The sequence below is a fragment of the Leuconostoc kimchii IMSNU 11154 genome (genome assembly GCF_000092505.1).
Lineage (GTDB): Bacteria > Bacillota > Bacilli > Lactobacillales > Lactobacillaceae > Leuconostoc > Leuconostoc kimchii.
The window spans coordinates 801,785-827,390 of sequence record NC_014136.1; the positions used below are offsets into that span (position 1 = coordinate 801,785).

A 25,606-nucleotide genomic window follows, 5' to 3' on the forward strand; every position below is an offset into this window, starting at 1 on the left:
AATTATAAACAAGTTTACTAAAAACAACTAATCAAACATATGGTCAGGAAAAAATATGAAAACAGATGAACGAATATTACAATATTTTGCCGAACATGAGGGAGACTATTTAAGCGGGGAAACACTGGCTCAAGAATTAGATATTAGCCGCGCCGCTGTATGGAAGGCAATTAAAAAATTAACGGCACAGAGGCATAATATTACAAGTCAACATCATGTGGGTTACCTGTATCAGAGTGGTCAAGTATTGAGTGCCCCGATGATTACACAATTGGCAACAAGTCGTTGGGAAATTCGCTTACTTGATGTGGTTGATTCAACGAATGCTTATGCAAAAAAAGCGCTGACCAATGGCGATATTACTGAACCAACTATAATTATTGCTAACCACCAAACGAATGGGCAAGGCCGTTTGGGCCGTCCCTTTTTATCACCTGCGGACAATGGGCTGTACATTTCTTTTGTATTACCATTGGCCGTGGGGACCTCTGTGATACCAGGGCTACTCACGACAAGTACGGCCGTTGCTGTGGCACGTGCAATTAAAAGAACATTGGCGATTGATTTGAATTTTAAATGGGTCAATGATTTGTTGTTTAACTCGCGTAAAGTTGGCGGTATTTTAACAGAAGGTGTGATGGATTTTGAAAGTCAGCAGGTATCAGCCATTGTGGTGGGGATTGGATTGAACTTGTTACGGCCTCAAAACATGGACGTCTCACTAGAGCAAAAAGTTGGTGGTATGGTTAGTAAACTAACAGTGTCACGTAATACAATCGTTGCAGCCATACAGGATGAATTTACACAATTGTATGGGAACTATACAACAGGCACATTTTTACCGGAATATCGTGCTCACAATATTGTTATTGGTCAGAACGTGTCAGTTAAATATGGTCATGACGTGGTGACGGGTGTTGCCAAAGATATTAATGAACAAGGTCAATTATTGCTTGATACAGGGAGTGATATGATAATAATTGATTCTGGCGAGGTGCTAAAAGTTAATTTACCAGATAATGTGTACAAAGGTTGAGCTTTACAATTGAGATAAATACTAGGAGATAAGAAATGAATTCAAATACACAACGTATTGCCATTACTGCGGTACTCACAGCGTTACTATTAGCAGTCGGTCCCTTAGCGATTAATGTTGGTCCGATACCGATGACCTTGCAAACATTGATTATCGCTTTAGTTGCTTCAGTATCGTCAATGCGAGTTAGTCTGACCGCAATTGTTTTATATTTAGTATTAGGGGCATTAGGATTACCAGTTTTGGCAGGATTTAAAGGCGGCATTGTATTATTTTTTGGACCAACAGGTGGCTATCTATGGTCATTCTTACTTTTTTCACCAATTATTGGTTTATCGTTTAAAAAATGGCGAACGGTTACGGGCTTAATAGTGACAAACTGTGTGGCAACGATTCTTAATCTGACCTTAGGTACAATTTGGCTCAGTATCAGTGCACATATGTCGGCTCAAGCTGCAATAGCTGCCGGTGTAACACCATTTATGGTTTCAAGTGTTCTTAAAATTGTTATTGTAGTGGTTGTTGCCTTAGCGATTAGGCAACTACAGTCACGTACGTTGGTGGCTTTTTAATCAGAATGGTTAGGACAACTAGTTTTAGTGGTGAAAAATGAAAATTAGAATTATTGGCCCAGTAGGCAGTGGTAAAACAACGTTTGCTTACAATTTAAGCCACAAGATGAATGTACCGGTCACATCACTGGATGATCTTAATTGGATTCGAGCAGTTAATGGGGACAAACACCGTACAGTTTCAGAAAGGCAATTATTGATAAATAAGGTGTTACAGCATGACAGTTGGATTATCGAAGGGGCACAATATCGAGAGGGGCAAGCACTTTTTGCAAATGCAGACAAAATTTTTGTATTAGATCCACCATATTGGCGTAATATGATTTACATTTTCAAGCGTTGGCTAAAAAATTGGCTCTTTGGTGGTCCACCACAATATCGTCAATTACGCATCTATTTGCATTGGCAAAGGAAGTGGAAAAATACACATCGTGCGGCAATTTTTAATTTATTGCAACCATATCAGGCTAAAGTAACTGTGTGCAAAGGTTTAAAAGGTTTGACAAAAGATAAAAATTAGAATAAAATAAAAACCATGAGAAAATCATAGAGGTTGCCATAACCAAGAGTCATTCGTGGAGTATTGATAGATACTGCGAAACGAATAAAAGGGGGTGTGGCCGAAGTGCTGATACTATCATATCAGTTAACTGGGCCAATAGTTAAGAGCTATTGGACTGTCGCGATTGCGCGGGGTGCTATGACAGAAACGATTGTTTTACTGCGATCCGTGACTGCCACATCCGGCAATCATGGATTTTTATTTTATTTGAAAAGGGTGTAACCATGGTAGAGGCAATAACACGACCAACACAAATTGAAATTTCCAAACAAGCTTTAAAACACAATACGGAAGTGGTCAAAAAAACATCAGGCGCTGATAAAATATTTTTAGCTGTTAAGTCAAACGCCTATGGTCTGGGTTTAATTCCGACATCTAAAGCTGCAGTAGCTGGTGGTGTGTACGGCTTAGCAGTGGCTATTATTGATGAGGCATTAGCACTACGGCATGAACGGGTGACTGCGCCAATTTTAATTTTAGGTATTTCACCAGCAAAGTATGCTGAACTCATGGCAGTGCAGCATATTTTGACAACAGTTGTGTCCTTGTCATGGCTAAAAGAAGCCGCACAATATTTGAGTGGCGAGCAACGGCTACACGTGTCATTAGGTGTCGATACTGGTATGGGGCGCATTGGTTTTCGCGATCGAGAGTCGCTGGCTGAGGCGATTGCTTATTTGCAGGAAAATAAGCAATTATTTGACTATGTTGGTTTGGCGACACATTTTGCCGAGTCAGATTCGTCGAACAATGATTATTTCTACATGCAACTTAAAAGGTGGCATGACATGACAGATGGTTTACCAGAACCTGAATTTTATCACGTTGCTAATTCTGGTGCTGCGATGTATCACGCCGATGAAGTACCACACGAAGTTGTACGGGTAGGCACTGTTTTATATGGGGTGGAGCCTTCCCGTGGCGAATTGGCAGATGGCAAAAACTTACAGCCTGTCATGGCGTTACGCAGTGAAATGAATTTTGTGAAATTGTTACCAGCGGGTGAAGGCATTAGTTATTCACACAAATACACAACCACTGGTGATGAATGGATTGGCACTGTGCCTATTGGTTATGGGGATGGCTGGTTAAGAAAGATGACTGGGTTTAAAGTCATTGTTGACGGTCACTACGCGCCAATTGTTGGTCAAGTTGCCATGGATCAATTGATGATTAGGTTACCACGCCAATATCCAGTAGGCACGAAAGTGACTTTTATTGGAAAAGATGGTGGGCTAGAAAATACCATAGAAGATGTCGCGCAGCATGCCGGATTAGCGCCTTGGGAGATTATGACAGGCATGCAGGACAGATTACATCGTGTTTTGGTAGATTAATAGGTACTAAATTATAGTAGTGATAAAATATTAGGAGAGAAAATAAACATGACAGAGCGGAAGTATAATATTGCAATTCTTGGTGCAACAGGTGCGGTTGGTACCCGGTTAATTGAGCAACTGGAAGCATCAACAATCCCAGTTAATCAATTAAAGTTACTGGCATCTGCCAAGTCAGCAGGCAAAAAATTAACGTTCAAAGATCAGGAAATCATTGTTGAAGAAGCGACACCAGAAAGTTTTGATGGTATCGATTTGGTCTTAGCATCAGGTGGTGGTTCTGTCTCACACAAATTTGCACCTGAAGCAGTTAAACGTGGCGCTGTCGTGGTTGATAATTCAAGTTACTGGCGAATGAATGACAATGTGCCTTTAGTTGTGCCAGAGGTAAACGAAGCTGATTTGCAAACACACAATGGCATTATTGCCAATCCAAACTGTTCCACAACACAAATGGTTGTTGCACTTGAACCAATTCGTCGTGCTTATGGGTTAAGCCGTGTGATCGTTTCGACATACCAAGCAGCCTCGGGGGCTGGACAATCAGCTTGGGAAGAATTGGTAGCGCAAACCACTGCACATAATGCAGGGGAAGAAATGGTTGCCAATATATTGCCAGTAAAAGGCGCTGAAAAGCACTATCCGTTAGCATACAATCTATTGCCACAGATTGACGTCTTCGAAGATGACGGCTATACACATGAAGAGTGGAAAATGATTCATGAAACTAAGAAGATCATGTTTGGTAACAAAAATTCTAAGTCAGTTAAAGTGACTGGAACAGCGGTCCGTGTACCTGTACCTGTTGGTCACGGCGAAACGGTTTACTTTGAAACTGATCCTAATACGGGTGCAACCGTGAAGGGTATTCAAAAAGCTTTGAGTCAAGCTGAAGGTGTTATCTTAGAAGATGATCCTAAAACACAGCTTTATCCACAGCCAATTAATGCTGAAGGCAAGCGCGAGACTTTTGTTGGTCGTGTCCGACCAGATCTTGAAAATGATGATTCGTTCCATATGTGGGTCGTGTCCGACAACTTATTAAAGGGCGCAGCATGGAATACTGTTCAAATTGCTGAGCGTTTAGTTGCTTTGGATCTTGTGCGTGTGCCAGAAGGTGCTGCAAATAAATTTATAGCGGGATAGCATGGTACAATAAGGTTATGGAAACGATAATCTTAATAGTGACAATTATTTTATTATTGGTGGCGTTATGTCGTCAAATCAAGCAAAATCCCGCGACGATGAGAATCGGTACGTATGGGGTTTTTATTGTTTTTGGGGTCTTTTGGCTAGCCATACATGTCATTAATGTGACTGATAAAAATTTAAATTTGATTCTGAAAAGTGGCTACGTGATAGGGACGGTATTAGGTGTTGTGTTAATGTTGAATATGGCAACGCATAGCTGGAAGAAATCGCATGATTTTGTTTTACCCGTGTTAGTGGTTAGTTACGTCACTAGTTTGGTTATTTTCTGGGGTTGGCCATTATGGCGACTAAGTATGCCTTGGTTGATGTTATATTTTGTGTATCAGTTTATACGTTTTACGATGAGTAGTATGGTCTACAAGCATGTTACTAAAGCACCAATGACAGGGCCGTTAGTTGTTTTAGGCGGTGGATTGGTAGATGGTTATCGTGTTGGCAATATTGTGGACCAACGCATTCAAGCCGCGGTAAAAGATGCACGACGATTACCGGACTATCCAATAATGGTTTTTTCAGGCGGGCAGGGAGAAGATCAGCTGATTAGTGAGGCGGAGGCAATGCGGCAATGGGCTGTGACAACCTATGGTGTACCGGTCAAAAAAACGCTGTTAGAGAACCAGTCACATAACACTTATCAAAATTTAAAATTGACATCCCAGTTATTAAAGGGCAAAGCGTTTACATTTTACACGAGTAACTATCATGTTTTCCGTGGTGTACTATTAGCAAAAAAACAACACATTATGGCTAGTGGACGAGGCGGTTCAGTGCGATTGAGTTACCAAATACCAGCCTTTTTACGTGAATTTGCTGGTGTTATGAGTATTAATAAAAGGCAACATTTTTTATGGGGGATGATCTGGTTGATTTTTGCTTTGATTGTTAATAGTTTAATGTACCATTAAGAAGTTTGTGAATCATTGCAGACACTGACAAATATGTTTTTAAGTATTTGTTTATAAATGTTAATTTTCTCACATTAACATGTCATGTTTTCTATCACAACTTTGACGGAAATACGTTTAAACAGGTACAATAGATTATAGAACACAATTAGGCAAGCAGACGATAAACCTTTAAAGGTGGTTCTGATGCACCCCTTTTTAGCGTTAATATATGTATGCGCTAAGGTGAACATACATGAATAAGGAGAGATTTAGCATGTCAATGATTGAATTTAAAAATGTCGAGAAGTACTACGGTGACTTCCATGCACTCAAACATGTCAATTTAACAATTGATGAAGGTGAAACGGTTGTTTTGATCGGTCCTTCCGGTTCCGGTAAATCAACGCTTATTCGTACAATTAATGGTTTAGAAGAAATTCAAGAAGGCCAGCTCTTAGTTAATGGTTTTGATTTACATGATCCTAAAACAGATATGAACCGTATGCGAAAAAATGTTGGTATGGTTTTTCAACATTTTAACTTATATGATAATAAAACAACGTTAGAGAATGTGATGTTAGCACCTCGATTAGTTTTGAAACGTGACGAAGCTGAGAATAAAAAGATTGCGATGGAATTGCTAGAGAAAGTTGGCTTAGCTGATAAAGCAGCTAACATGCCTTCAGAACTATCAGGTGGTCAAAAGCAACGTGCAGCAATCGCGCGATCATTGGCAATGCGTCCCAAAGCACTTCTGTTTGATGAACCAACATCAGCTTTGGATCCTGAAATGGTTGGTGACGTTTTGGATGTCATGCGTGACATTGCTAAGGATTCATCAATGACAATGTTAGTGGTTACCCATGAAATGAGCTTTGCTAAGGCGGTTGCTGACCGTGTGATCTTTATGGCTGATGGCGAAGTGTTGGAAGACAGTACAACTCAAGAATTCTTTGAAAATCCAAAGGAAGTTCGTGCACAAAAGTTTTTGAGTCAAGTTGAACATCATTAAAATTATGGAGGAAAAGCGTCAGTGTGCTGGCTTACATTATGATTATAAAATCATGTAAGCTAGTATAGACGTATAAACATTATGGAAAAAGCTAAAAAACGACAATTTGGTATTATTGCCACAATTGTCTTAGCTGCCGTTATTGTCCTCGGTTTAATGTGGGCAACAGCAACTGCTAAGAAAAATGAAGAGCATCAGGACACTTTGGCACGCGTCGAAAAACTTGGGCGTATTGTCTGGGGCGTTAAAGCTGATACCCGCTTATTTGGCTTAATGGATACTAAAACTGGCATTTCGCAAGGGTTTGATATTGACATTGCTCGCGCAATTACAGTACAGATCTCAAAACAAACCGGTGTACCCATGTCAGCAGAATTTGTGCCAGTATCATCATCGTCAAAGATGCAATTAATCAAAAATACTAATATTGATGGTTCTGTCTCGACTATGACCATCACGCCAGAACGTGAAAAGATCATTGATTTTACGAATCAATACTTTGATGCCGGACAATCAATTTTAGTTAAAAAAGATTCTGGTATTCGTTCAATTAAAGACATGAACGATTCAAAGTATACGATTATTGTGGTGGTTGGGACAACGGCTGCGACTGAATTGAAAAAGTTTGCGCCTAAGGCAAAAATGCTTGCTGTTCAGGATTATGCAACAGGAATGCAGGCATTAAAGAGTGGTCAAGGTCAAGCTATGTCAACTGACAATGCTATTTTGTATGGTTTTGCCACAGAAAATCCAGAGTATCATATCGCTGGTGAGGCGTTTACACATGGTCCCTATGGTATCGCATTTGATAATAATCAAAAGCCTATGATAGATGAAACAAACAAAGCATTAGCTACCATTAAAGAAAATGGTGTTTATAATAAACTCGTCAAGAAGTGGTTTAGTAATGTACCAGGGCTTGATTGGCATAGTTTGGAGGCGAAATAATGAACTTATTACAAGATAATTTCCCAACATTCTTACAGGGATTTGGTTATACGCTACTTTCAAGCTTGATTGCACTAGTTGGATCGATGATACTCGGTACAGGGTTTGCGATTATGCAGATTGTGCCACAAAAATGGGCTCAGAAGATTGGCAATATTTATGTGCAAGTTTTCCGAAATATTCCATTATTAATTATCACTTTTTTCTTCTTCCTAGTTGTCTCAAAATATATTAAAATGAGTGGTTTTACTTCAGGAACCGTTGCGTTGATGTTGTATACATCAGCTTTTATAGCTGAAACAGTACGTGCCGGTATCTTGTCTGTTGATTCTGGACAAATGGAAGGTGCACGTGCCAATGGCTTGTCATTTGCACAAGCCATGCAACATATCGTATTGCCACAGGCGTTTCGTATCTCACTACCATCTTTGGGAAACCAGTTCATTAACTTGGTGAAGAACTCATCTATTCTGGCTTTTGTTGGCGGATTAGATTTGATGTATCAAGGTAATATGGTTGCTGCTAACACATTTGATACGTTTAGTACTTATATCATTGTTGCAATCTTTTACTTAGTTATCACATTACCGTTGAGTTATTATATGCAACACCTTGAGCAAAAGCTCAAGCGCGCAGCGTAAGGAGGAATTATGGTTACATTAGGAATATTTAGTGCCTTCACACCACAAAACGTCCTTTATTTGCTGGGCGGGTTGGGTATCACGGTTGGTGTATCAGTTATATCGGTAATTCTAAGTCTCATTTTTGGCTCAGTCGTTGGTATTATTCAATTTGAACGGTTACCATTTTTCTCTAAATTTGTTGGCACGATTAACAACGTCATCCGTAATTTACCGTTATTATTGATTATCTTCTTTGTTTACTTTGCATTACCAAAAATTGGCATTCACTTACCTATCTTTTGGGCGACTGTGATTGCCATGAGTACCTTTGAATCGGCCATGTTAGCTGAAATCGTCCGTGGTGGTCTGGAGTCGGTTGACATTGGGCAGTTTGAAGGGGCCCGTGCAAACGGATTAAGCAATATGCAAACGATGATTTACATTATTTTGCCACAAGCATACAAAAGAATGATTCCACCGATTATTTCACAACTCATTTCCTTGGTCAAAGATACCAGTTTGGCTATGGGTATTGTTCTGTCTGAAATGACATATCGTGGTCAAATTGTTTATGCACAAAATTCAACTTATATCATACCTGTGTTAATTGCAATCACATTAGTCTACTTCTTATTGAATTATGGCTTATCACTCATTGCAAGATGGGCTGATCATAAGCTGGCATAGGCTGTTAAGTCCGTATATTTAATCAATAGCTAACAATTGAAATAGTTATTGATTATTTTTTAAAAAAGAATATTACAATTAATAATGAGTTGTATATGAGAAAAGCACATGGTATACTAATATCTGTTAATTAGAACCTTAAAATAATCAAATATATCTTGGGAGGATATGAGCAATGGAAACATGGAAAAAAGTGGCCATTGGTGCAGCAGCGGTAGTTGTTGTCGGTGGCGGTACACGTGCAGCAGGTCTTTGGGGTGGTGGTTCAGCAGGAAATAGTAAAAATCTATCATTCCAGTTACCCACGCCAATTCAGACATTGGATATTTCTAAGAATACTGATACTTATTCCGGCACAATCATTGGTAACTCCGGTGCCAACTTAATGCGTGTTGATTCAAAGGGTAAGGCCCAGCTTGAACTCGCCAAATCTGTGAAGCATTCAAAAGATGGCTTGACATACACTGTTGTTTTGAAAGATGGTTTGAAGTGGTCAGACGGATCAAAGTTGACTGCTAAAGATTTTGTTTATTCATGGCAACGTATTGTTAATCCTAAAACAGCCTCACAATATGCTTACCTAGCATCTGGTGTTAAAAATGCAGATAAGATTGCTGCAGGTAAGGCGGCTGTTGATACGCTTGGTGTAACAGCAAAGGGTGATACAATAACGTTTGAACTCGAACGCCCAATGCCACAGTTCGAATACTTGCTAACATTCGCTAACTTTATGCCACAAAAGGAAAGTTATGTTGCTAAGGAAGGTAAGAAATACGCTACAACTGCAAAAACATCACTATACTCTGGTCCATATAAAGTTGAGGGTTGGAATGGAACCAATAACACCTTTAAGTTAGTTAAGAATGATAATTATTGGGACGCCAAGAATGTTAAAACAAAGCAAATTGACATTCAAGTTGTTCAAAAGCCCGAAACAGCTGTGCAATTGTATAAGCAAGGCAAGATCGATCGTGTTTCCATTGCTAATACACCTGAATTATACAAAGCAAACAAAAATAATAAAGATGTTGTGAAGGCACCAGAAGCTACAACGGCCTTTATAGAATATAACCAAACAGGTAAAAATAAGTTCTTAGCTAATGCTAAGATTCGAGAAGCATTGAACTTAGCCACAAATCGTAAAGAACTTACTCAGCAAGTAACTTCTGGCATTTCAACCCCTGCAACTGGATTGGCACCGGAAGACCTGGCTAAGACAGCATCTGGTCAAGACTTAGCTAAAACTGTAGCGCCAGGTTATAAGTTTGATGCTGCTGCTGCCAAGGTCGCTTTCCAGGAAGGTTTGAAAGAGTTAGGTGAAACTCAAGCAACAATCACAATTACTACTGATGCTGATGCACCTGCAGGAAAGGCTTCTGTTGATTACTTACAAGGTTCTTGGGAAAAAGCATTGCCAGGTTTGAAAGTTAACCAAAAGTTAGTGCCATTTGCACAGCGTATAAAGGACTCACAAACTCAAAACTTTGATGCTGTCATTACACTTTGGGGTGGTGATTATCCTGAAGGTTCGACGTTCTATGACTTGTTTAAAGATGGGGCATCATATAACAACGGTCAATTTAAAAATGCTGCCTACACTGCTGCAGTCAAAAAGGCAGAAACGACCGATGCTTTGAGTAACTCAGCACGTGATACGGACTATAAGAATGCTGAAGCTGCTCTGTTTAAGGATAACAATATTAATCCATTGTATTTCCGTTCAGGATATTCTTTGCAAAATCCTGACGTGACAGGCATTGTGCTTAATACAACAGGTTTGAACCAAGACTGGAAATCAGCTGTCAAGAAGTAACATTATTAAACAATAAAAAATCAGGTTGAATGAGTAAATTGAGAATTGACGTTAGTTAATTCTTATTTTATTTAAGAAGACAATGATAGTCAGCACATAATCATATTCGAGCGATTAACATGATTAGGCAACATGTTTATGGATGGAATTATATTATGAGATATAACGACTAAGTATGAGTTGTATATGATAATGCTAAGTGATATAGTATTATTTACTAATGTGTATTTAAAAAGGACTGACATATCTTGGGAGGATAGTAGTATGGATACATGGAAAAAGGTGGCTATCGGTGCAGCAGCGGTTGTTGTTGTCGCCGGTGGCACACGCGTTGCAGGACTTTGGGGCAGTGAAAAGACTGCTGCAAAGGGCACATTAAATTATTCATTGCCAACAGATATTCAAACGTTAGATATTTCAAAAAACACCGATCAATACTCTAATCAAATTATTGGTAACTCAGGTTCCAACTTGTTGCGCGTTGATGCTAAAGGGAAGGCAGTTTCTGATCTTGCTAAGTCTGTCAAGGTGTCGAGCGATGGTTTAACTTATACTGCCACATTGCGTAATGGGTTAAAGTGGTCTGACGGATCAAAATTAACAGCGCAAGACTTTGTTTATTCATGGCAGCGTATTGTTGACCCTAAAACCGCCTCACAATATGCTTATCTAGCATCAGGTGTTAAGAATGCAGATAAAATTGTTGCAGGCAAAGAAAAGGTAGCTAATTTAGGTGTGACCGCCAAAGGCAACACGGTGACTTTCACTTTGGAACATCCAATGCCACATTTTGAATACCTGCTCACTTTTTCAAATTTCATGCCTCAAAAGGAATCGTTTGTTACTAAGCAAGGTAAAACATACGGCACAACATCTGATAAACAATTGTACTCAGGTCCCTACACCTTTAAGGGTTGGAATGGGACTAACGGGACATTCGAATTGGTGAAGAACAAGAACTATTGGGATGCTAAAAGCGTCAAAACACAAACATTAACCTATCAAGTGGTCAAAAAGCCTGAGACAGCTGTTCAACTCTATAAACAAGGCAAATTAGATGAAGCACCATTAACCACAACAGAGCTTTATAGTGCAAACAAGGGCAATAAGAACAGTGTTAAAGTACCAGAAGCACGAACGGATTATATTGAGTATAATCAGACAGGGACTAATAAATTTTTAGCTAATACTAAAATTCGACAGGCTTTGAATTTGGCTACAAACCGTGATGAACTTGTTAAAGAAGTGACCGGTGGTGTATCTACAGCCGGAACAGCTATCGTACCAACAGGGTTAGCCAAAACAGCAAGTGGTGCTGACTTAGCTAAGTATGTTGCACCTGGATATACGTATGATAAAAATCAAGCGGCTAAACTATTTGCTGAAGGATTGAAAGAAATTGGCGAAACAAAAGCGACTTTGACAATTGAAGCAGCTTCGGATCAGCCTGCTAACAAAGTCGTTGTTGATTATTTGCAAGGCTCTTGGCAAAAGGCACTGCCAGGTTTGACAATCAATCAAAAATTTGTACCGTTTAAGCAAAGATTGCAAGATGCGCAGAACCAAAACTTTGAGATCTTGCTAACAGCGTGGGGTGGTGACTATCCTGAAGGATCCACTTTCTATGACCTATTTAAAAATAATGGGGCTTATAATGATGGCAAGTTTATCAATGATACCTATACTGATGCTGTCAATAAGGCTGAAACAACAGATGCGCTAGATCAGAAAAGCCGAGACGAAGATTATAAAAATGCGGAAGCATCGTTGTTTAAAAATGCTAACTATAGTCCATTGATGTTCAGAGCGCATTACGCTTTGCAGAATCCTGATATTAAAGGTGTTGTGGTAAATACAACAGGTTTGATTCAAGATTTCAAATATGCATATCGTAAGTAGTCATAGGTCGTACAAATACTTAATTTCAAATAAGAGGTAACGTGAATTGATTCTTATTTGTTTAGGAAGATGATATTATGTGGAAATATATTTTAAAAAGACTGGTACTTCTCATTTTCACGCTTTTCTTAGTGATTACAGTGACATTTTTCCTGATGCAGATTATGCCAGGAACACCGTTCAATAATCCTAAGTTAACACCAGAAGCGCTAGCACAATTAAAGACAACTTATGGTTTGGACTTACCGTTGTGGCAACAATATCTCAATTATTTGATTGGCGCAGCGCATGGTGATTTTGGGACGTCATTCCAATATCAAAACCAGCCGGTCAGTATGTTGATTGGACAACGTTTGCCTGTTTCTGCCCAACTAGGCGCACAAGCATTAGTTGTCGGTGTCATTGCAGGTTTGATTATGGGTGCTGCATCTGCAAGAAACAAGAATAACAAAATTGATGGGACATTGGGTGTCATCTCAACGTTAGGGATTTCAATTCCTAGTTTCATTTTGGGTATTGTTTTGGTCTACGTATTTGGGTTCAAGTGGCCATTGTTCCCTGTCTCCGGTTGGGGTGATTCGTTTTCACAAACGATATTACCAACAATTGCGCTAGCTGTGAGCCCTGCAGCTGTTACGACACGATTTGTGCGGTCTGAAATGATTGAATCACTAGGGTCTGATTATGTGCAATTAGCTAAAGCCAAGGGATTAAGTGCCAAAGAAATTGTTAATCAACATGCGTATCGTAATTCGATGATTCCGGTATTGACTTTAATTGGACCAATGGCTGCTGGATTACTGACAGGGTCAACGTTGATTGAACAAATTTTCTCAATTCCTGGTATTGGTCAACAATTTGTCTTGTCAATTCCATCAAAAGACTTTCCAGTGATTATGGGTACAACAATTGTTTATTCAGCAATGTTGATGGTTATGATTTTGATAACGGATATTTTGACAGCAATTATTGATCCGCGTGTTCGTTTGCAATAAGGAGGCTTATGATGGCAGCAAATACTCAAGATTTTGTCATCGTTGGCGCACAAAGCTCTGAAGCCAACGAGCATATATCAAAGCCAGCCTTGTCATTTTGGCAAGATGCTTGGCGTCGACTCAAACTTAATAAACTTGCAGTGATTTCAATGTGGTTCCTAGTGCTTATTTTGGCATTTGCAGTCTTGTCAAATTTCTTTGTACCACAAAAACAAGCAAATGCCTTTAATTCTGATAAGGTTGGTGTCTACAAGAACTTACCACCAAATTCTAGTTTGCCAATTCCGGGTTGGAACGGCAAAATAAAAGCACCTGGGGACACAACAGCAACAGATGTTTATGAATCACAAGGTGTGCCGGAAAATAAAAAGTTCATTTTAGGAACTGACAATATTGGTCGTTCAGTCGCAAAGCGTGTCACTGTCGGTTTGCGTATCTCATTATTAGTAGCCATTGTTGCAACTTTGATTGATTTGGTTGTTGGCGTTGGTTATGGTGTCTTTTCCGGTTGGAAAGGTGGTTGGGTTGACAATGTGATGCAACGTATCATTGAAATTCTATCATCAATTCCGAACTTAATTATCGTGACGATGCTTGGTCTGCTATTAGGTGGTGGTGTATTATCTATTATTTTGGCTATCGCTATGACTGGGTGGTTAGGCATGGCGCGACAAGTTCGAAACATGACACTGACATTAAAAGAACGTGATTACGTATTAGCGGCCAAATCTTTGGGTGAAAGTTCATTTAAAATAGCTGTGAAACACTTAATCCCAAACATGGCTGGTACAATCATTGTTCAAATCATGATGACAGTACCAACTGCGATTATGTTTGAAGCGGTCCTATCTGCAATTAACTTGGGCGTTAAGCCACCAACCGCTTCGCTGGGATCGTTGATTTCAGATGCTCAAGCGATGTTACAGTTCTATCCCTATCAAGTATTAATTCCATCTGCCGTGTTGGTTTTGGTATCATTGGCTTTCATTCTATTGGGTGACGGTTTGCGTGATGCTTTTGACCCACGTGCGAGTGAAGACTAAGAGGTGTGCAAATTATGAGTAATCCAATTTTAAAAGTTGAAAATTTGCACGTGAACTTCAATACGTATGCAGGAACAGTGCAAGCCATTCGAGATGTCTCTTTTGATTTGAACGAGGGCGAAACACTAGCTATTGTCGGTGAATCAGGTTCTGGTAAATCAGTTACGACCAAAACGTTAATGGGACTGAATGCCAAAAATGCTTCAATCCCTGATAATTCACGACTACTATTTAAAGATCGTAATTTATTAGATTTAAAAGAATCTGAGTGGCAATCCGTTCGAGGAAATGAAATTGCTATGATTTTTCAGGATCCAATGACAAGTTTAGATCCAACAATGAAAATCGGGATGCAAATTGCCGAGCCATTAATTAAGCACCGTCAAATGAAAAAAGAGGACGCGTTGGCGAGAGCGTTGGAGCTGATGAAGGGCGTAGGCATTCCGAATGCTGAAGAGCATATCAATGATTATCCACATCAGTGGTCTGGTGGGATGCGCCAACGTGCAGTGGTTGCTATTGCGTTGGCCGCTGATCCAGAAATTCTGATTGCTGACGAACCAACAACAGCACTTGATGTGACAATTCAAGCGCAGATTCTGAATTTAATGAAAGAATTACAAAAAGACACGGGTAGTTCAATTATCTTCATTACCCATGATTTAGGTGTTGTAGCTGGTATGGCTAACCGTGTGGCGGTGATGTATGCTGGTAAAATTGTTGAGTATGGTACAGTAGATGAAATCTTCTTTAATCCACAACATCCTTATACATGGGGATTGTTAAACTCTATGCCGACAACTGATACACAAGTTGGCTCGTTAGAGGCAATTCCTGGCACGCCACCTGATTTATTAATGCCTCCTAAAGGAGATGCGTTTGCATCGCGAAATGCGTATGCATTAGCGATTGATTCAAAAGAAGAACCGCCATTTTTCCGAGTAAGTGATACACATTATGCTGCGACTTGGTTGCTTGACGAACGTGCACCGAAAGTAACACCACCATTACAGATTCAGAAACGCTGGGCACGTTGGCAAGAAATTCAAGGGCAGGAGGCGTAATCATGACTGAAAATACACCAAAAAAGTTAGTTGAGCTGAAAGATTTACAACTCTATTTTAACAAGGGCAAAGCCAATGAAGTTCGCGCGATTGATCATGTTACTTTTGATATTTATGAAGGTGAGATATTTGGGTTGGTTGGCGAATCGGGTTCAGGAAAGACCACCATTGGGCGTACCATTTTAAAATTGCATGAACCAACTGCTGGTCAAATCTTGTTTAACGGTGAGGATGTGACACATCTGAAAGGAAAACATTTATCTGAGTTTCGTAAAGACTCGCAGATGATTTTCCAAGATCCACAAGCCAGTTTAAATGGGCGTATGAAAGTGCGTGACATTATTGCTGAAGGCATCGATATTAATAAACTAGCAAAGACTAAGTCAGAACGTAATGCGAAAGTTCAAGAACTACTTAAGCTTGTTGGATTGAATGAAGATCATGCAACACGCTATCCACACGAATTTTCTGGTGGACAAAGACAAAGAATTGGTATTGCACGTGCGTTGGCAGTTGATCCAAAGTTTATTATTGCCGATGAACCAATATCAGCGCTAGACGTTTCAATTCAAGCACAAGTTGTTAATTTGATGAAAGAACTGCAAACTAAACACTCATTGACATACTTATTTATTGCTCATGATTTATCAATGGTAAAGTATATTTCTGATCGTATAGGCGTCATGCACTGGGGTAAGTTACTTGAAATCGGTTCTGCGGATGCGGTTTATAATCATCCGTTGCATCCGTACACTAAAAGCTTGTTGTCAGCTATTCCAGTACCAGATCCAGAAGTTGAAAGTTCACGTCAACACGTTGCATATGATACAAGTGTTGAAACAGATGGTAAAGAAAGACAAATGATTGAAGTTAATCCAAGACATTTTGTTTTGGCAACAGCTGATGAAGCGGCTGTCTATAAATCACAACAACTCTAAGTCAATAAAAACTGTGTACCCTAAGATTAGGATACATAGTTTTTTTATGATCATTGTCGACGTGAAATCCAAATGGAAAATGTGTATAATTATAACCAGTTATTAATGAAAAATTAATAAGAAAGTGAGTAACTATGGTTCGATTACAAGATAATTTTTATGAAGCAATTAATGGCGAATGGGAAAAAACCGCCGTTATTCCTAATGACAAACCACGAACAGGTGGGTTCAGTGATTTGTCTGATGATATTGAGCAGTGGTTAATAGCAACAAGTAACGGTTGGTTACATGGAAATGATCTCCCTGAAGATCAAATCTTGAAAAACTTTGTGGCTTATTACCACCTAACTGCTGATACAAAAACACGGGACGCATTAGGTGTTGAGCCTGTATTACCGCTTATCGCGCAATATCAGAGTTTTAATTCTTTTGCAGAATTTGTAAGTCATATTGTGACGTTAGAAAAATCTGGCTTTCCAAATGCTTTACCATTTGGTATTGAACCAGATTTTAAAGATGCACAGACAAATGTTTTGTGGGCTGGCGCGCTTAGTCTACTGTTGCCCGACACAACATACTATGAAAAGGATCATGAACAGGGACAAACTTTGTTAAAAAAGTTCCGTGAAGAGCAAGAATTATTATTACCACATTTTGGTTTTTCAGCGGCAGAGACAACTGATTTAATTGACAAATATTTAGCACTTGATGCGCGAGCAGCAGCGGTTGTCTTGAGTCAAGAAGAAAATCATGAATATGCGAAATTGTATCATCCATATGACTGGAAAAAATTCACAAAATTAGCACCAGAATTGCCCTTAGATGATATTTTAACGGATTTGATCGGTCAACATCCAGATAAAATTATTGTGCCTGAGGAACGCTTCTGGGCAGCAGCTGATCAATTCTATTCAGAATCAGCTTGGCCTTTGTTAAAGGCGTATCTGATTGTGACAGTTGCTAACCAATTTACTGGTTATTTGTCTGATGACATTCGCATTTTAGGTGGGCAATATCAACGTGAATTAACTGGTTTACCAGAAGCAATGAGTACAGAGAAAGCTGCTGTTTATTTGGCAGCGCAACCATTTAACCAAGCTATTGGTTATTATTACGCACAACAAAAATTTTCACCAGAAGCGAAAGCAGATGTTGAAGCTAAAGTAGCGACAATGATTGATGTCTTTAAGCAGCGATTGCAATCAAATGATTGGCTTAATGAAGAAACAAAGCAAAAGGCAATTGTTAAACTTAATACGATTGTGCCACACATTGGTTATCCCGAGAAATTACCAGCTAGATTATATCAAAAGGTGGTATCACCAGAAAAGACATTGTTTGAAGTGGCTACGCAGCTAAGGCAGGTTGAGATTGCTTACTCATGGTCTCAGTGGCAACAACCTGTCGATCGTAGTGAGTGGCATATGCCTGCACATTTGGTTAATGCTTACTATGACCCACAACAAAATCAGATTGTGTTTCCTGCGGCAATCTTGCAGACACCTTTCTATAGTCTAAATCAATCGTCATCTGCAAATTATGGCGGTATTGGTGCAGTAATTGCCCATGAAATTTCGCACGCATTTGATACCAATGGTGCATCTTTTGATGAATATGGCAGCCTTAATAATTGGTGGACTGATGATGATTTTGCTGCCTTTCGTGAGCGTACGGATAAGGTCGTTAATCAGTTTGACGGGTTAGACTCCTATGGTGCAAAAGTTAATGGTAAATTAACTGTATCTGAAAACGTGGCTGATTTAGGTGGCCTAGCTGCAGCGTTAGCAGCTGCTAAATTGGATTCAGATTTCTCTGTGACCGACTTTTTTGATAGTTGGGCAACAATTTGGCGTATGAAGGCGCGTCCAGAATATATGAGATTACTTGCGGCAGCTGATCCTCATGGCCCAGCTGAATTACGTGTTAATGTACAGGTCCAAAATTTTGATGACTTTTTTGACGCATTCCATGTTAATGTTGGCGATAAAATGTGGTTATCACCAGAATCACGTGTTCAAATTTGGTAAGGTATACTTAAAAACGCTAACCACCTATGGTTAGCGTTTTTCTAATAAATTATAAAATCAGTAATTAGTTTTGGTATAATAGTGGGAGTATAATTTTTTGGAGAGAACAAAATAATGAATATAAAGAAAAGCGCGATTATTTATGGTGTAATAGCTGTGTTAATCGCTTTAGTACCTGTTATAGAATTTTATCACTCTAACACAGTGTACTCTGGTGCAGATTTGCAGTTTCATGTTAATCGAATTTATGAATTAACAAGACAAATTAAATCGGGTAATATTAGTTTAATTTCTTACTCATCTTTTAATTCGGTCGGTAGTGGCGTGCAATACTTTTATCCATCGTTGACACTGATACCTGCCGTATTTGTTTTTCTGATCATAAAAAATAGCATTATGGCATATTATATGGTGCTAGTCGTTTATGGACTAATTGCTTTTGCGATATCACAGTACGCTTTTGGGGCCGTATTAAAAGATAAGTGGTTAACAATACTAGGTAGCATTCTGTTTTCTTTGTCTGCATATCGCGTTTTTTCTATGATTGGTGTGTCCGCCTTTGGAGAGTTTATTGCTATTGGGTGGCTACCGCTAGTATTTTTAGGATATTATAGGATAATCCAACGACAAGGTTGGCGAACGCTTTGGATCTCTGTGACCTTGATGGGGTATACACATCTTCTGAGCCTAGTCTTAACAGTAATAGTTTTAGCAGTAATTACTGTAATTAGATTAATTTTGAGGTATAAGTTAGTAATAGAAGAAATACCTAGTTATATTAAAGTGACGTTTGCCTTTACAATGAGTTTTTTGGCTTTTTTAGTTCCTTTTATCGTGTTATCCAAACAAAACAACATTATTTCACCTGATGCAGTGCTTCACTACCAATGGGCTAAAAGTTTTGCAGGGTATTACGTATCTAGTGTTCGTCTGTCGTCAACACGAACACTAGGATTTGTCTTTGTGATTACCTTGGTTGGCATGTTTGCTATTTGGAAGATACTTTCCAAACAAACACGACTGTACTTTTGGATTGGACTAGTCTTAACATTTATTGCTTCCTCTGATTTTCCGTGGTTTCTATGGGAGCATACTGCAATTTCGACATTGCAATTTCCTTATCGTGTATTGCCATTTGGTATATTGTTCTTAACAATTGCTAGTGTTTTAGCTATTATGGATATGTCTAAAAATTATGGGTATCAGTACACTAAGTATGTATTAGTTGTTTTATTGAGCATCATAACTGTAGGATCAACGTTAATTAGTATTCACGAGTATAAAAAAGATATTAGTAATACTTATCGCATAGAAAAAATAAGTAAGGGACATTTGAACTACACGCCATTTGCAGCATACCGTGTGACATCAAATACGTTTGATAAACAATATAATAATTATTTTAATACATACGGGGCTTTTGATTATTGGACAGGAAAATCTTTGCAAAATAAGTCAACGATAGTGGGTCATAAGGTATTAAATGTTGTAGGGAAACCAATATCTTCTAAGACAGTCCACGGGGAAGGAAATATTAGTTACATTGTTAATAACCCTAAACAACAAAAATTAGATTTACCATTTTTAAAATATAATGGTATGAGTTACTTAGTGAATATTGATGGTAAAAAAGCAAACGTTTATACATCAAAACGTGGAACGCTGGCTGTTGCAGTGAATAGTGGACAACATCAAATTATGATACAGACCAAAATTAATCGGTTATTTGTCATTAGTGCGACAATTAGTTTGCTTAGCATGGTGACTATTATTCTTTTTCCGTATTGGCGAAGACATCAATAAGTCTTATTCTCAGTATTAAGCATACCTTAGTTGAGGTGTTCTTAATACTTTTTTAATTATAATATTCAAGAAAAAAGGAACTAATTTTGATACAATAATAGGTATTGTATTTTCGAAATGAGCAGATAATATGTCAGAAAAACTTGTGTTGTTAATCATTCAAATTGTATTAGTTTTGGTGATGTTAGTGATGATTATCATCGTAACCAGGGCTTATGTCGTTCACAAGGAACCACTTTTTAAGCGGTTTGGTTTGGGGATGCTTATTGGGTTTGTCACTGATTTTGGTGATACACTAGGAATTGGATCATTTGCGACGACAACAGCTGCATTTCGTATGACAAAGTATGTTGAAGATGATCGTCAATTGCCAGGGACACTCAATACAATGCATGCGATACCAGTAATTATAGAGGCTTTGTTTTTTATCACGGCAGTTAAAGTTGAGCTGATGACCTTGATTCCAATGACGACAGCTGCAGTTATTGGCGCCTATGTAGGTACGCATGTGACAAAAAATTGGCATGCGCCAACGGTTCAGCGTGTGATGGCTGGCGCATTATTCATTGCTGTGGTGATTATGATTATTCGTATGATAACAACGCCAGGATCAAATAATGCTTTAACGGTTCATGGATTACATGGATGGTGGTTGGTTTTAGGTATTGTTTTCAATTTAGGCGTGGGTATATTGATGACAATGGGGTTGGGTAATTATGCCCCTGAATTAATCTTTTTCTCTTTGATGGGTGTTAATCCTGCTGTTGCTTTTCCTGTGATGATGTTAGATGCAGCTTTGATTATGCCAACCACAGCATTGAATGTCATTAAAATGAATCGGGTATCATGGCGTGGCTATGCAGGTGTCGCCATTGGTGGCGTTCTAGGTGTAATCGTCGCAGCTAAATTCTTTACAAGCTTAGATGTTGCGTTACTTAAGAAACTGATTATAGTGGTGTCGCTTTGGACGATAGTTGGATTATTACGTGATTCGTATAAATCTAATTTGAAAAAAAACAGCTAAGGGTCTTGCTAAGTGCCTTGAAATTTGGTATTATTATATAGTTGTTTGAGATATGGGAGTGTAGCGAAGTCTGGCTAAACGCGACGGACTGTAACTCCGTTCCTTCGGGTTCGTAGGTTCGAATCCTACCGCTCCCATAGCCGATCTAATAGTTAACGGCTAAATAAATTAGCTATTGCCCCTTCGCCAAGTGGTAAGGCATCGGTTTTTGGTACCGACATGCGCTGGTTCGAATCCAGCAGGGGCAATACAAATAAAAAAGAATTCAATCAATTTTGATTGAATTCTTTTTTATCTCATTACTTTTTTGGCGGATGAAGAACTAAGCCATGTTCGGGCGTTCGGGCATTAATAACAATGTCTTCTATCTTAAAAATGTGTGTTAATTGATCTGGTGTAAAACAGGCTTTCTTTTCAGCAATTTGACGTAATGATTTACCAGTACGAATAGATTCTTTAGCTAATTTTGCTGCTTCTTGGTAACCAATAATTGGTGTCATAGCGGTAGCAAAGCTCACAGACAAGTCAATATCTTGTGCTAATCGTGATTTGTTACTTGTAATACCATCAATGGCATTCAGCCGTAGGGTATTCATAGCAGTTGTGAGGTGTTCAATACCAGAAAAAAGTGAGCGGAAAATAATTGGTTCAAACGCGTTGAGTTCTAACTGACCAGCTTCAGCAGCAGCAGTGATTGTCGCATCAAAACCAAACATCTCAAAAGCAACTTGATTCACAACTTCTGGAATAACAGGGTTCACTTTGCCTGGCATAATTGATGATCCTGCTTGTTTTGCTGGTAAGTTAATTTCAAGCAAACCAGACCGTGGGCCAGAACTTAATAAACGTAAATCGTTGGCTATTTTTGATAAACTCATGGCCAATGTTTTTAAAGTCCCTGATAAGGCAACCAGACCATCAAGATTTTGTGTTGCATCGAATAAATCATGTGACTGTATCAAAGGTAATTTTGTAATACCAGCTAGATTTGGCACGATATGAACTTGATAGTGGTAACTCACATTGATGCCTGAACCAATTGCTGAACCACCAAGATTGAGTGAGTATAAAGCTTCACGTGCCGTTTCAATGCGTATGCTGTCGCGCCGTAATGGTTTGAGCCAGGCGTGAAAACTATTGCCTAGTGTTGTGGGCACAGCATCTTGTAATTGTGTCCGTCCCATTTTATACGTGGTAGAAAATACGTCTGCCTTATTTCCCAAGGCATCAACCAGCTCATTTAATTCCAACAATAAGGGATCAAGTAACCGTAACAGCGCAATTTTACCCGCACTGGGATAGGTATCATTGGTACTTTGTGCCATATTAACGTGATCATTGGGATTGATATAATCATAATCGCCCAACGGACGGCCTGTCTGTTCTAGAGCAACATTCGCAATCACTTCATTAACATTCATATTAGTTGATGTGCCGGCACCACCTTGAATATCACTAATCGGAAACATACTGACATCAATTGGATTGTTTAAGAGTGTTTTTGTGGCACTGACGATGTGTTTTGCAATGGAACGATCAAGATTACCAGATGTGGCATTTGTTTTAGCTGCTGCTTGTTTGATTTCGAGAAAGGCGCGAACTAATTCAGGATGTGTCGCCTGTGAAGAAATAGGAAAATTATTTAGCGCACGTTGGGTGTGAATACCATAGTAGGCAGTTTGAGGGATGTTGATTTGGCCGAGTGAATCGGATTCAGTGCGCATGTCGTACTCCTTATGAAATAGTATATCCTTATTTTATCTCTTGTTATAACTAGACCAATTAACTATGTTACTTATCTTGACATGCTTTAGTGATTGATATAAAAGTTCTTATATCAATAAAGGGCATACATTGATATAGTAAACCAAATTAAAAACGTATATCTTGCGATACACGTTTTGGACTTAATTAATATCTAATACCTGGACAGTATGGTCATCCTCGCCGATCACCACACGATTAACAACATCAGTAAACAAGCCGTGCTCAACAACCCCAACCATTTTAATTAATTCATCTCCAAGTTCGCGAGGATTTTCAATGAGTGGTAAATGTAAATCAATCAAAAAATTTGCGGAATCAGTACGTACAGGGTTACCATTCTGATCTAAACGCCATGTCGGATGAAAGCCGTCAGCTTGAAAACGTTTAAAAAGTTGGTCTGAACCATAAGGAATCACCTCAACTGGTAAATATTGGTTTAGTTTAGGCACCCTTTTGGTTGCGTCAACAACCCAAATGTTTTGTCGTGAATTGAAAGCGACAATTTTTTCCCAAAGTAAGGCGGCACCCCCACCTTTAATTGCGGAAAAATCATCGGCAATTTGGTCGGCACCGTCAATTGTTAAATCAATTTTATCAATATCGTCAACATTGTACATTGGAATGCCGAGTTGTGCAGCATTTCGACGTGTTTTTTCAGAAGTCGCCACACCAACAATTTTTAAATTTTCTTTCGTTACTCGTTCGCCAAGTGCCTCAATGACATGAGCAATTGTTGATCCGGAACCAATACCGACAACCATATCATTTTGGACAAATTCGGCAGCGCGTCGGCCGGCAATAATTTTTTGTAACTCTTGACTCATGGTTTATACTCAATCTCCTGATATTTAGCGGGGTTTTGGGCAAATGCCTTTTTTACATAAGGGCAAACTGCTTTGATTGTCATCTGATTGGCTTGTGCATCTTTGATGACGGTGTCAAGGAGTTGAGCGGCAATACCTTGACCGCGTAGAGAAGGATCGACACGTGTTGCGTTAATTGCATAAGTTTTGCCATCATTAATGGTCGTAAAAACAATTTCGGCTAGCGTCTTATCATTGTCTTGCAAAAAATAACGTCCTGGTTCATGTTGAAAGTCCATAATTTTCTCCATTCTGTTGCTGTCGTGCAACTTTTTTAATGGTCGCTTTAATATCTTAATTGTACCGCATAATCTCGTGCTTAGCGATTGATACGTGAAGTTATATCACGTCATGTCATCACATCACAAAATCCTTCTTAAAAATAATATGTTTTTACCGTATAATAGGTAAAGAACACTTAACTATAAATGGAGGAAACGTATGGCTTTATGCATAATTTGAGCCGTACTTTGATATAATATGCGTGGATTTGAAGTTGTTTCAACTAAAGCTCAGGATGGTCTGAACTTACCAAAACGTAGTACACAATCAGCCGCTGGATATGATTTTGAGGCTTCAGAAGATATTGTGATTCCCAGTGCGACAAGTAATCCCTTTTTTAAGGGATTGAGTATTTTGTCATTAGGCAAATTAAAAGGGGTACGTGACAATACTGATTTACAAAACATGCTCAAGCCAGTGCTGATTCCAACAGGGATAAAGGCTTATATGGCAGAGGGTGAATATTTACAATTGGTATCAAGATCAAGTGGTCCGATTAAAAAGCGCATCATGATGCCTAATGCTGTGGGCATTGTTGATGCCGATTACTATAATAATCCTTCAAACGAGGGCGAAATTTTCTTTCAATTTATTAACTTTGGTATGAAAGATGTGCATATTAAAAAGGGAGAGCGTATCGGGCAAGGTATTTTCTTACCTTACTTACTAGCTGATGGTGATGACAGTGTTACCAAAGCTTCACGTCAGGGTGGTTTTGGATCGACGGGTCAAAATTAATGGCTGACGAAGAAACAGACATTGTTTGGCGAGGCGATCAACATGATTTTAAGTTACGCGTCACAGGTATTTTTTTCAATGATAAGCACCAAGTGGCGGTGAATGTGAGCAAGGGCAACGAATTTTCAGCACTTCCAGGTGGCAAAATAAAATTTGATGAAACCAGTCAAGCTGCGATTGAACGCGAATTTGTTGAAGAGATGGGTATTCGTGTGAAAGCTAAGCGTTTGATTGCTATTACAGAAAATTTATTTGAATGGGATGGCAAGCGTACAAATGAAGTTAATTTTACTTGGCTTGTTGAGCAAATTGATCCAGCGACATTATTTGCTAAAGATGGTTGGGAACAAGAGGTGTCATGGCGAAATGTGACTGATTTATCAGACTTTAAACCAGCGGCTTTACAGTCATTTATACGTGATTTACCATTGACACCAATTCATCTTATGAATCGAGATTTGGAGAGTAATTGAT

At 39.0% G+C, this 25,606-nt stretch carries 24 protein-coding genes, 2 tRNA genes and 1 riboswitch; of the genes, 23 read left to right on the plus strand and 3 right to left on the minus strand.

The features are described 5' to 3' along the window. The first annotated feature begins 55 nt into the window (after positions 1 to 55). The 21 genes from LKI_RS04470 (at position 56) to LKI_RS04570 (ending at position 21,730) form a co-directional block, all read left to right on the plus strand. On the plus strand, positions 56 to 1,036 hold the full coding sequence (locus LKI_RS04470; RefSeq protein WP_013102977.1) for a biotin--[acetyl-CoA-carboxylase] ligase: 981 nt from the start codon (positions 56 to 58) through the stop codon (positions 1,034 to 1,036). 35 nt (positions 1,037 to 1,071) lie between these two features. Further along, positions 1,072 to 1,608, plus strand: a complete 537-nt coding sequence (locus LKI_RS04475) for a biotin transporter BioY (RefSeq protein ID WP_013102978.1) — start codon at positions 1,072 to 1,074, stop codon at positions 1,606 to 1,608. A gap of 37 nt (positions 1,609 to 1,645) precedes the next feature. Further along, on the plus strand, positions 1,646 to 2,128 hold the full coding sequence (locus tag LKI_RS04480) for a P-loop NTPase family protein (RefSeq protein ID WP_013102979.1): 483 nt from the start codon (positions 1,646 to 1,648) through the stop codon (positions 2,126 to 2,128). A gap of 19 nt (positions 2,129 to 2,147) precedes the next feature. Beyond that, positions 2,148 to 2,317: riboswitch (Lysine riboswitch) on the plus strand. A gap of 77 nt (positions 2,318 to 2,394) precedes the next feature. Then, entirely contained in the window at positions 2,395 to 3,507 is a 1,113-nt protein-coding gene (gene alr, locus LKI_RS04485) for an alanine racemase (protein ID WP_013102981.1), read from the plus strand. Positions 3,508 to 3,555: 48 nt separating this feature from the next. Continuing rightward, positions 3,556 to 4,653 (plus strand): aspartate-semialdehyde dehydrogenase, encoded by a 1,098-nt coding sequence (locus LKI_RS04490; RefSeq protein WP_013102982.1) that lies wholly within the window; start codon positions 3,556 to 3,558, stop codon positions 4,651 to 4,653. Positions 4,654 to 4,670: 17 nt separating this feature from the next. Beyond that, entirely contained in the window at positions 4,671 to 5,624 is a 954-nt protein-coding gene (locus tag LKI_RS04495) for a YdcF family protein (protein ID WP_013102983.1), read from the plus strand. 256 nt (positions 5,625 to 5,880) lie between these two features. After that, positions 5,881 to 6,618, plus strand: coding sequence for an amino acid ABC transporter ATP-binding protein (locus tag LKI_RS04500; protein WP_013102984.1), 738 nt, complete (start codon positions 5,881 to 5,883; stop codon positions 6,616 to 6,618). Between the two features lie 81 nt (positions 6,619 to 6,699). Then, positions 6,700 to 7,566, plus strand: coding sequence for a transporter substrate-binding domain-containing protein (locus LKI_RS04505; protein WP_013102985.1), 867 nt, complete (start codon positions 6,700 to 6,702; stop codon positions 7,564 to 7,566). Next, entirely contained in the window at positions 7,566 to 8,207 is a 642-nt protein-coding gene (locus LKI_RS04510; protein WP_013102986.1) for an amino acid ABC transporter permease, read from the plus strand. The genes LKI_RS04505 and LKI_RS04510 overlap by 1 nt, the downstream gene beginning before the upstream one ends. Positions 8,208 to 8,216: 9 nt before the next feature. Continuing rightward, the gene (locus LKI_RS04515) at positions 8,217 to 8,876 is read left to right on the plus strand and encodes an amino acid ABC transporter permease (protein WP_013102987.1); all 660 of its coding nucleotides are present in this window, start codon (positions 8,217 to 8,219) and stop codon (positions 8,874 to 8,876) included. Between the two features lie 175 nt (positions 8,877 to 9,051). Beyond that, positions 9,052 to 10,689: a peptide ABC transporter substrate-binding protein gene (locus LKI_RS04520; RefSeq protein WP_013102988.1), complete on the plus strand. Its 1,638-nt coding sequence runs from the start codon at positions 9,052 to 9,054 to the stop codon at positions 10,687 to 10,689. A 264-nt stretch (positions 10,690 to 10,953) separates the two neighbouring features. Next, positions 10,954 to 12,588, plus strand: coding sequence for a peptide ABC transporter substrate-binding protein (locus tag LKI_RS04525; protein ID WP_013102989.1), 1,635 nt, complete (start codon positions 10,954 to 10,956; stop codon positions 12,586 to 12,588). Between the two features lie 77 nt (positions 12,589 to 12,665). Continuing rightward, a complete protein-coding gene (locus LKI_RS04530; protein WP_013102990.1) occupies positions 12,666 to 13,583 on the plus strand; it encodes an ABC transporter permease in 918 nt (305 codons plus the stop codon). 11 nt (positions 13,584 to 13,594) lie between these two features. Continuing rightward, entirely contained in the window at positions 13,595 to 14,626 is a 1,032-nt protein-coding gene (locus LKI_RS04535) for an ABC transporter permease (protein ID WP_013102991.1), read from the plus strand. Positions 14,627 to 14,640: 14 nt separating this feature from the next. Next, a complete protein-coding gene (locus LKI_RS04540) occupies positions 14,641 to 15,690 on the plus strand; it encodes an ABC transporter ATP-binding protein (RefSeq protein WP_013102992.1) in 1,050 nt (349 codons plus the stop codon). Between the two features lie 2 nt (positions 15,691 to 15,692). Beyond that, entirely contained in the window at positions 15,693 to 16,628 is a 936-nt protein-coding gene (locus LKI_RS04545; RefSeq protein ID WP_013102993.1) for an ABC transporter ATP-binding protein, read from the plus strand. Between the two features lie 134 nt (positions 16,629 to 16,762). Beyond that, the gene (locus LKI_RS04550; RefSeq protein ID WP_013102994.1) at positions 16,763 to 18,655 is read left to right on the plus strand and encodes a M13-type metalloendopeptidase; all 1,893 of its coding nucleotides are present in this window, start codon (positions 16,763 to 16,765) and stop codon (positions 18,653 to 18,655) included. Positions 18,656 to 18,769: 114 nt separating this feature from the next. Next, a complete protein-coding gene (locus tag LKI_RS04555) occupies positions 18,770 to 20,458 on the plus strand; it encodes a 6-pyruvoyl-tetrahydropterin synthase-related protein (RefSeq protein WP_013102995.1) in 1,689 nt (562 codons plus the stop codon). Between the two features lie 130 nt (positions 20,459 to 20,588). Then, the gene (locus tag LKI_RS04560) at positions 20,589 to 21,482 is read left to right on the plus strand and encodes a TSUP family transporter (protein ID WP_013102996.1); all 894 of its coding nucleotides are present in this window, start codon (positions 20,589 to 20,591) and stop codon (positions 21,480 to 21,482) included. A 54-nt stretch (positions 21,483 to 21,536) separates the two neighbouring features. Continuing rightward, positions 21,537 to 21,619 (plus strand) — tRNA-Tyr (locus tag LKI_RS04565). 39 nt (positions 21,620 to 21,658) lie between these two features. Next, a tRNA-Gln gene (locus LKI_RS04570) sits at positions 21,659 to 21,730 on the plus strand. Between the two features lie 51 nt (positions 21,731 to 21,781). Here the strand turns inward: LKI_RS04570 and LKI_RS04575 are convergent. From LKI_RS04575 to LKI_RS04585, 3 genes are all read right to left on the minus strand, one after another. After that, positions 21,782 to 23,206: an aspartate ammonia-lyase gene (locus LKI_RS04575; protein WP_013102997.1), complete on the minus strand. Its 1,425-nt coding sequence runs from the start codon at positions 23,204 to 23,206 to the stop codon at positions 21,782 to 21,784. A 183-nt stretch (positions 23,207 to 23,389) separates the two neighbouring features. Continuing rightward, positions 23,390 to 24,073 carry a ribose-5-phosphate isomerase RpiA gene (gene rpiA / locus LKI_RS04580; RefSeq protein WP_013102998.1) on the minus strand — a complete coding sequence of 228 codons (684 nt, stop codon included), beginning with the start codon at positions 24,071 to 24,073 and terminating at the stop codon, positions 23,390 to 23,392. Continuing rightward, a complete protein-coding gene (locus LKI_RS04585; protein ID WP_148215505.1) occupies positions 24,070 to 24,363 on the minus strand; it encodes a GNAT family N-acetyltransferase in 294 nt (97 codons plus the stop codon). Before LKI_RS04585 ends, rpiA begins: the two co-directional genes overlap by 4 nt. 229 nt (positions 24,364 to 24,592) lie before the next feature. On the opposite strand from LKI_RS04585, the gene LKI_RS04590 reads away from it, so the two are divergent. Together LKI_RS04590 and LKI_RS04595 are read left to right on the plus strand one after the other, a co-directional pair. Further along, positions 24,593 to 25,132 carry a dCTP deaminase/dUTPase family protein gene (locus LKI_RS04590; RefSeq protein WP_013103000.1) on the plus strand — a complete coding sequence of 180 codons (540 nt, stop codon included), beginning with the start codon at positions 24,593 to 24,595 and terminating at the stop codon, positions 25,130 to 25,132. After that, positions 25,132 to 25,605, plus strand: coding sequence for an NUDIX hydrolase (locus tag LKI_RS04595; protein ID WP_013103001.1), 474 nt, complete (start codon positions 25,132 to 25,134; stop codon positions 25,603 to 25,605). The genes LKI_RS04590 and LKI_RS04595 overlap by 1 nt, the downstream gene beginning before the upstream one ends. The last annotated feature ends 1 nt before the right edge of the window (position 25,606 follow it).

Coding starts and splice junctions, on each gene's coding strand:
- LKI_RS04560 (WP_013102996.1), top strand. CDS start 20,589: ATGTCAGAAAAACTTGTGTTGTTAATCATTCAAATTGTATTAGTTTTG.
- rpiA (WP_013102998.1), bottom strand. CDS start 24,073: ATGAGTCAAGAGTTACAAAAAATTATTGCCGGCCGACGCGCTGCCGAA.
- LKI_RS04550 (WP_013102994.1), top strand. CDS start 16,763: ATGGTTCGATTACAAGATAATTTTTATGAAGCAATTAATGGCGAATGG.
- LKI_RS04540 (WP_013102992.1), top strand. CDS start 14,641: ATGAGTAATCCAATTTTAAAAGTTGAAAATTTGCACGTGAACTTCAAT.
- LKI_RS04505 (WP_013102985.1), top strand. CDS start 6,700: ATGGAAAAAGCTAAAAAACGACAATTTGGTATTATTGCCACAATTGTC.
- LKI_RS04510 (WP_013102986.1), top strand. CDS start 7,566: ATGAACTTATTACAAGATAATTTCCCAACATTCTTACAGGGATTTGGT.
- LKI_RS04555 (WP_013102995.1), top strand. CDS start 18,770: ATGAATATAAAGAAAAGCGCGATTATTTATGGTGTAATAGCTGTGTTA.
- LKI_RS04530 (WP_013102990.1), top strand. CDS start 12,666: ATGTGGAAATATATTTTAAAAAGACTGGTACTTCTCATTTTCACGCTT.
- LKI_RS04525 (WP_013102989.1), top strand. CDS start 10,954: ATGGATACATGGAAAAAGGTGGCTATCGGTGCAGCAGCGGTTGTTGTT.
- LKI_RS04475 (WP_013102978.1), top strand. CDS start 1,072: ATGAATTCAAATACACAACGTATTGCCATTACTGCGGTACTCACAGCG.
- LKI_RS04480 (WP_013102979.1), top strand. CDS start 1,646: ATGAAAATTAGAATTATTGGCCCAGTAGGCAGTGGTAAAACAACGTTT.
- LKI_RS04575 (WP_013102997.1), bottom strand. CDS start 23,206: ATGCGCACTGAATCCGATTCACTCGGCCAAATCAACATCCCTCAAACT.
- LKI_RS04590 (WP_013103000.1), top strand. CDS start 24,593: ATGCGTGGATTTGAAGTTGTTTCAACTAAAGCTCAGGATGGTCTGAAC.
- LKI_RS04490 (WP_013102982.1), top strand. CDS start 3,556: ATGACAGAGCGGAAGTATAATATTGCAATTCTTGGTGCAACAGGTGCG.
- LKI_RS04585 (WP_148215505.1), bottom strand. CDS start 24,363: ATGGAGAAAATTATGGACTTTCAACATGAACCAGGACGTTATTTTTTG.
- LKI_RS04535 (WP_013102991.1), top strand. CDS start 13,595: ATGGCAGCAAATACTCAAGATTTTGTCATCGTTGGCGCACAAAGCTCT.
- LKI_RS04545 (WP_013102993.1), top strand. CDS start 15,693: ATGACTGAAAATACACCAAAAAAGTTAGTTGAGCTGAAAGATTTACAA.
- LKI_RS04495 (WP_013102983.1), top strand. CDS start 4,671: ATGGAAACGATAATCTTAATAGTGACAATTATTTTATTATTGGTGGCG.
- LKI_RS04520 (WP_013102988.1), top strand. CDS start 9,052: ATGGAAACATGGAAAAAAGTGGCCATTGGTGCAGCAGCGGTAGTTGTT.
- LKI_RS04470 (WP_013102977.1), top strand. CDS start 56: ATGAAAACAGATGAACGAATATTACAATATTTTGCCGAACATGAGGGA.
- LKI_RS04515 (WP_013102987.1), top strand. CDS start 8,217: ATGGTTACATTAGGAATATTTAGTGCCTTCACACCACAAAACGTCCTT.
- LKI_RS04595 (WP_013103001.1), top strand. CDS start 25,132: ATGGCTGACGAAGAAACAGACATTGTTTGGCGAGGCGATCAACATGAT.
- alr (WP_013102981.1), top strand. CDS start 2,395: ATGGTAGAGGCAATAACACGACCAACACAAATTGAAATTTCCAAACAA.
- LKI_RS04500 (WP_013102984.1), top strand. CDS start 5,881: ATGTCAATGATTGAATTTAAAAATGTCGAGAAGTACTACGGTGACTTC.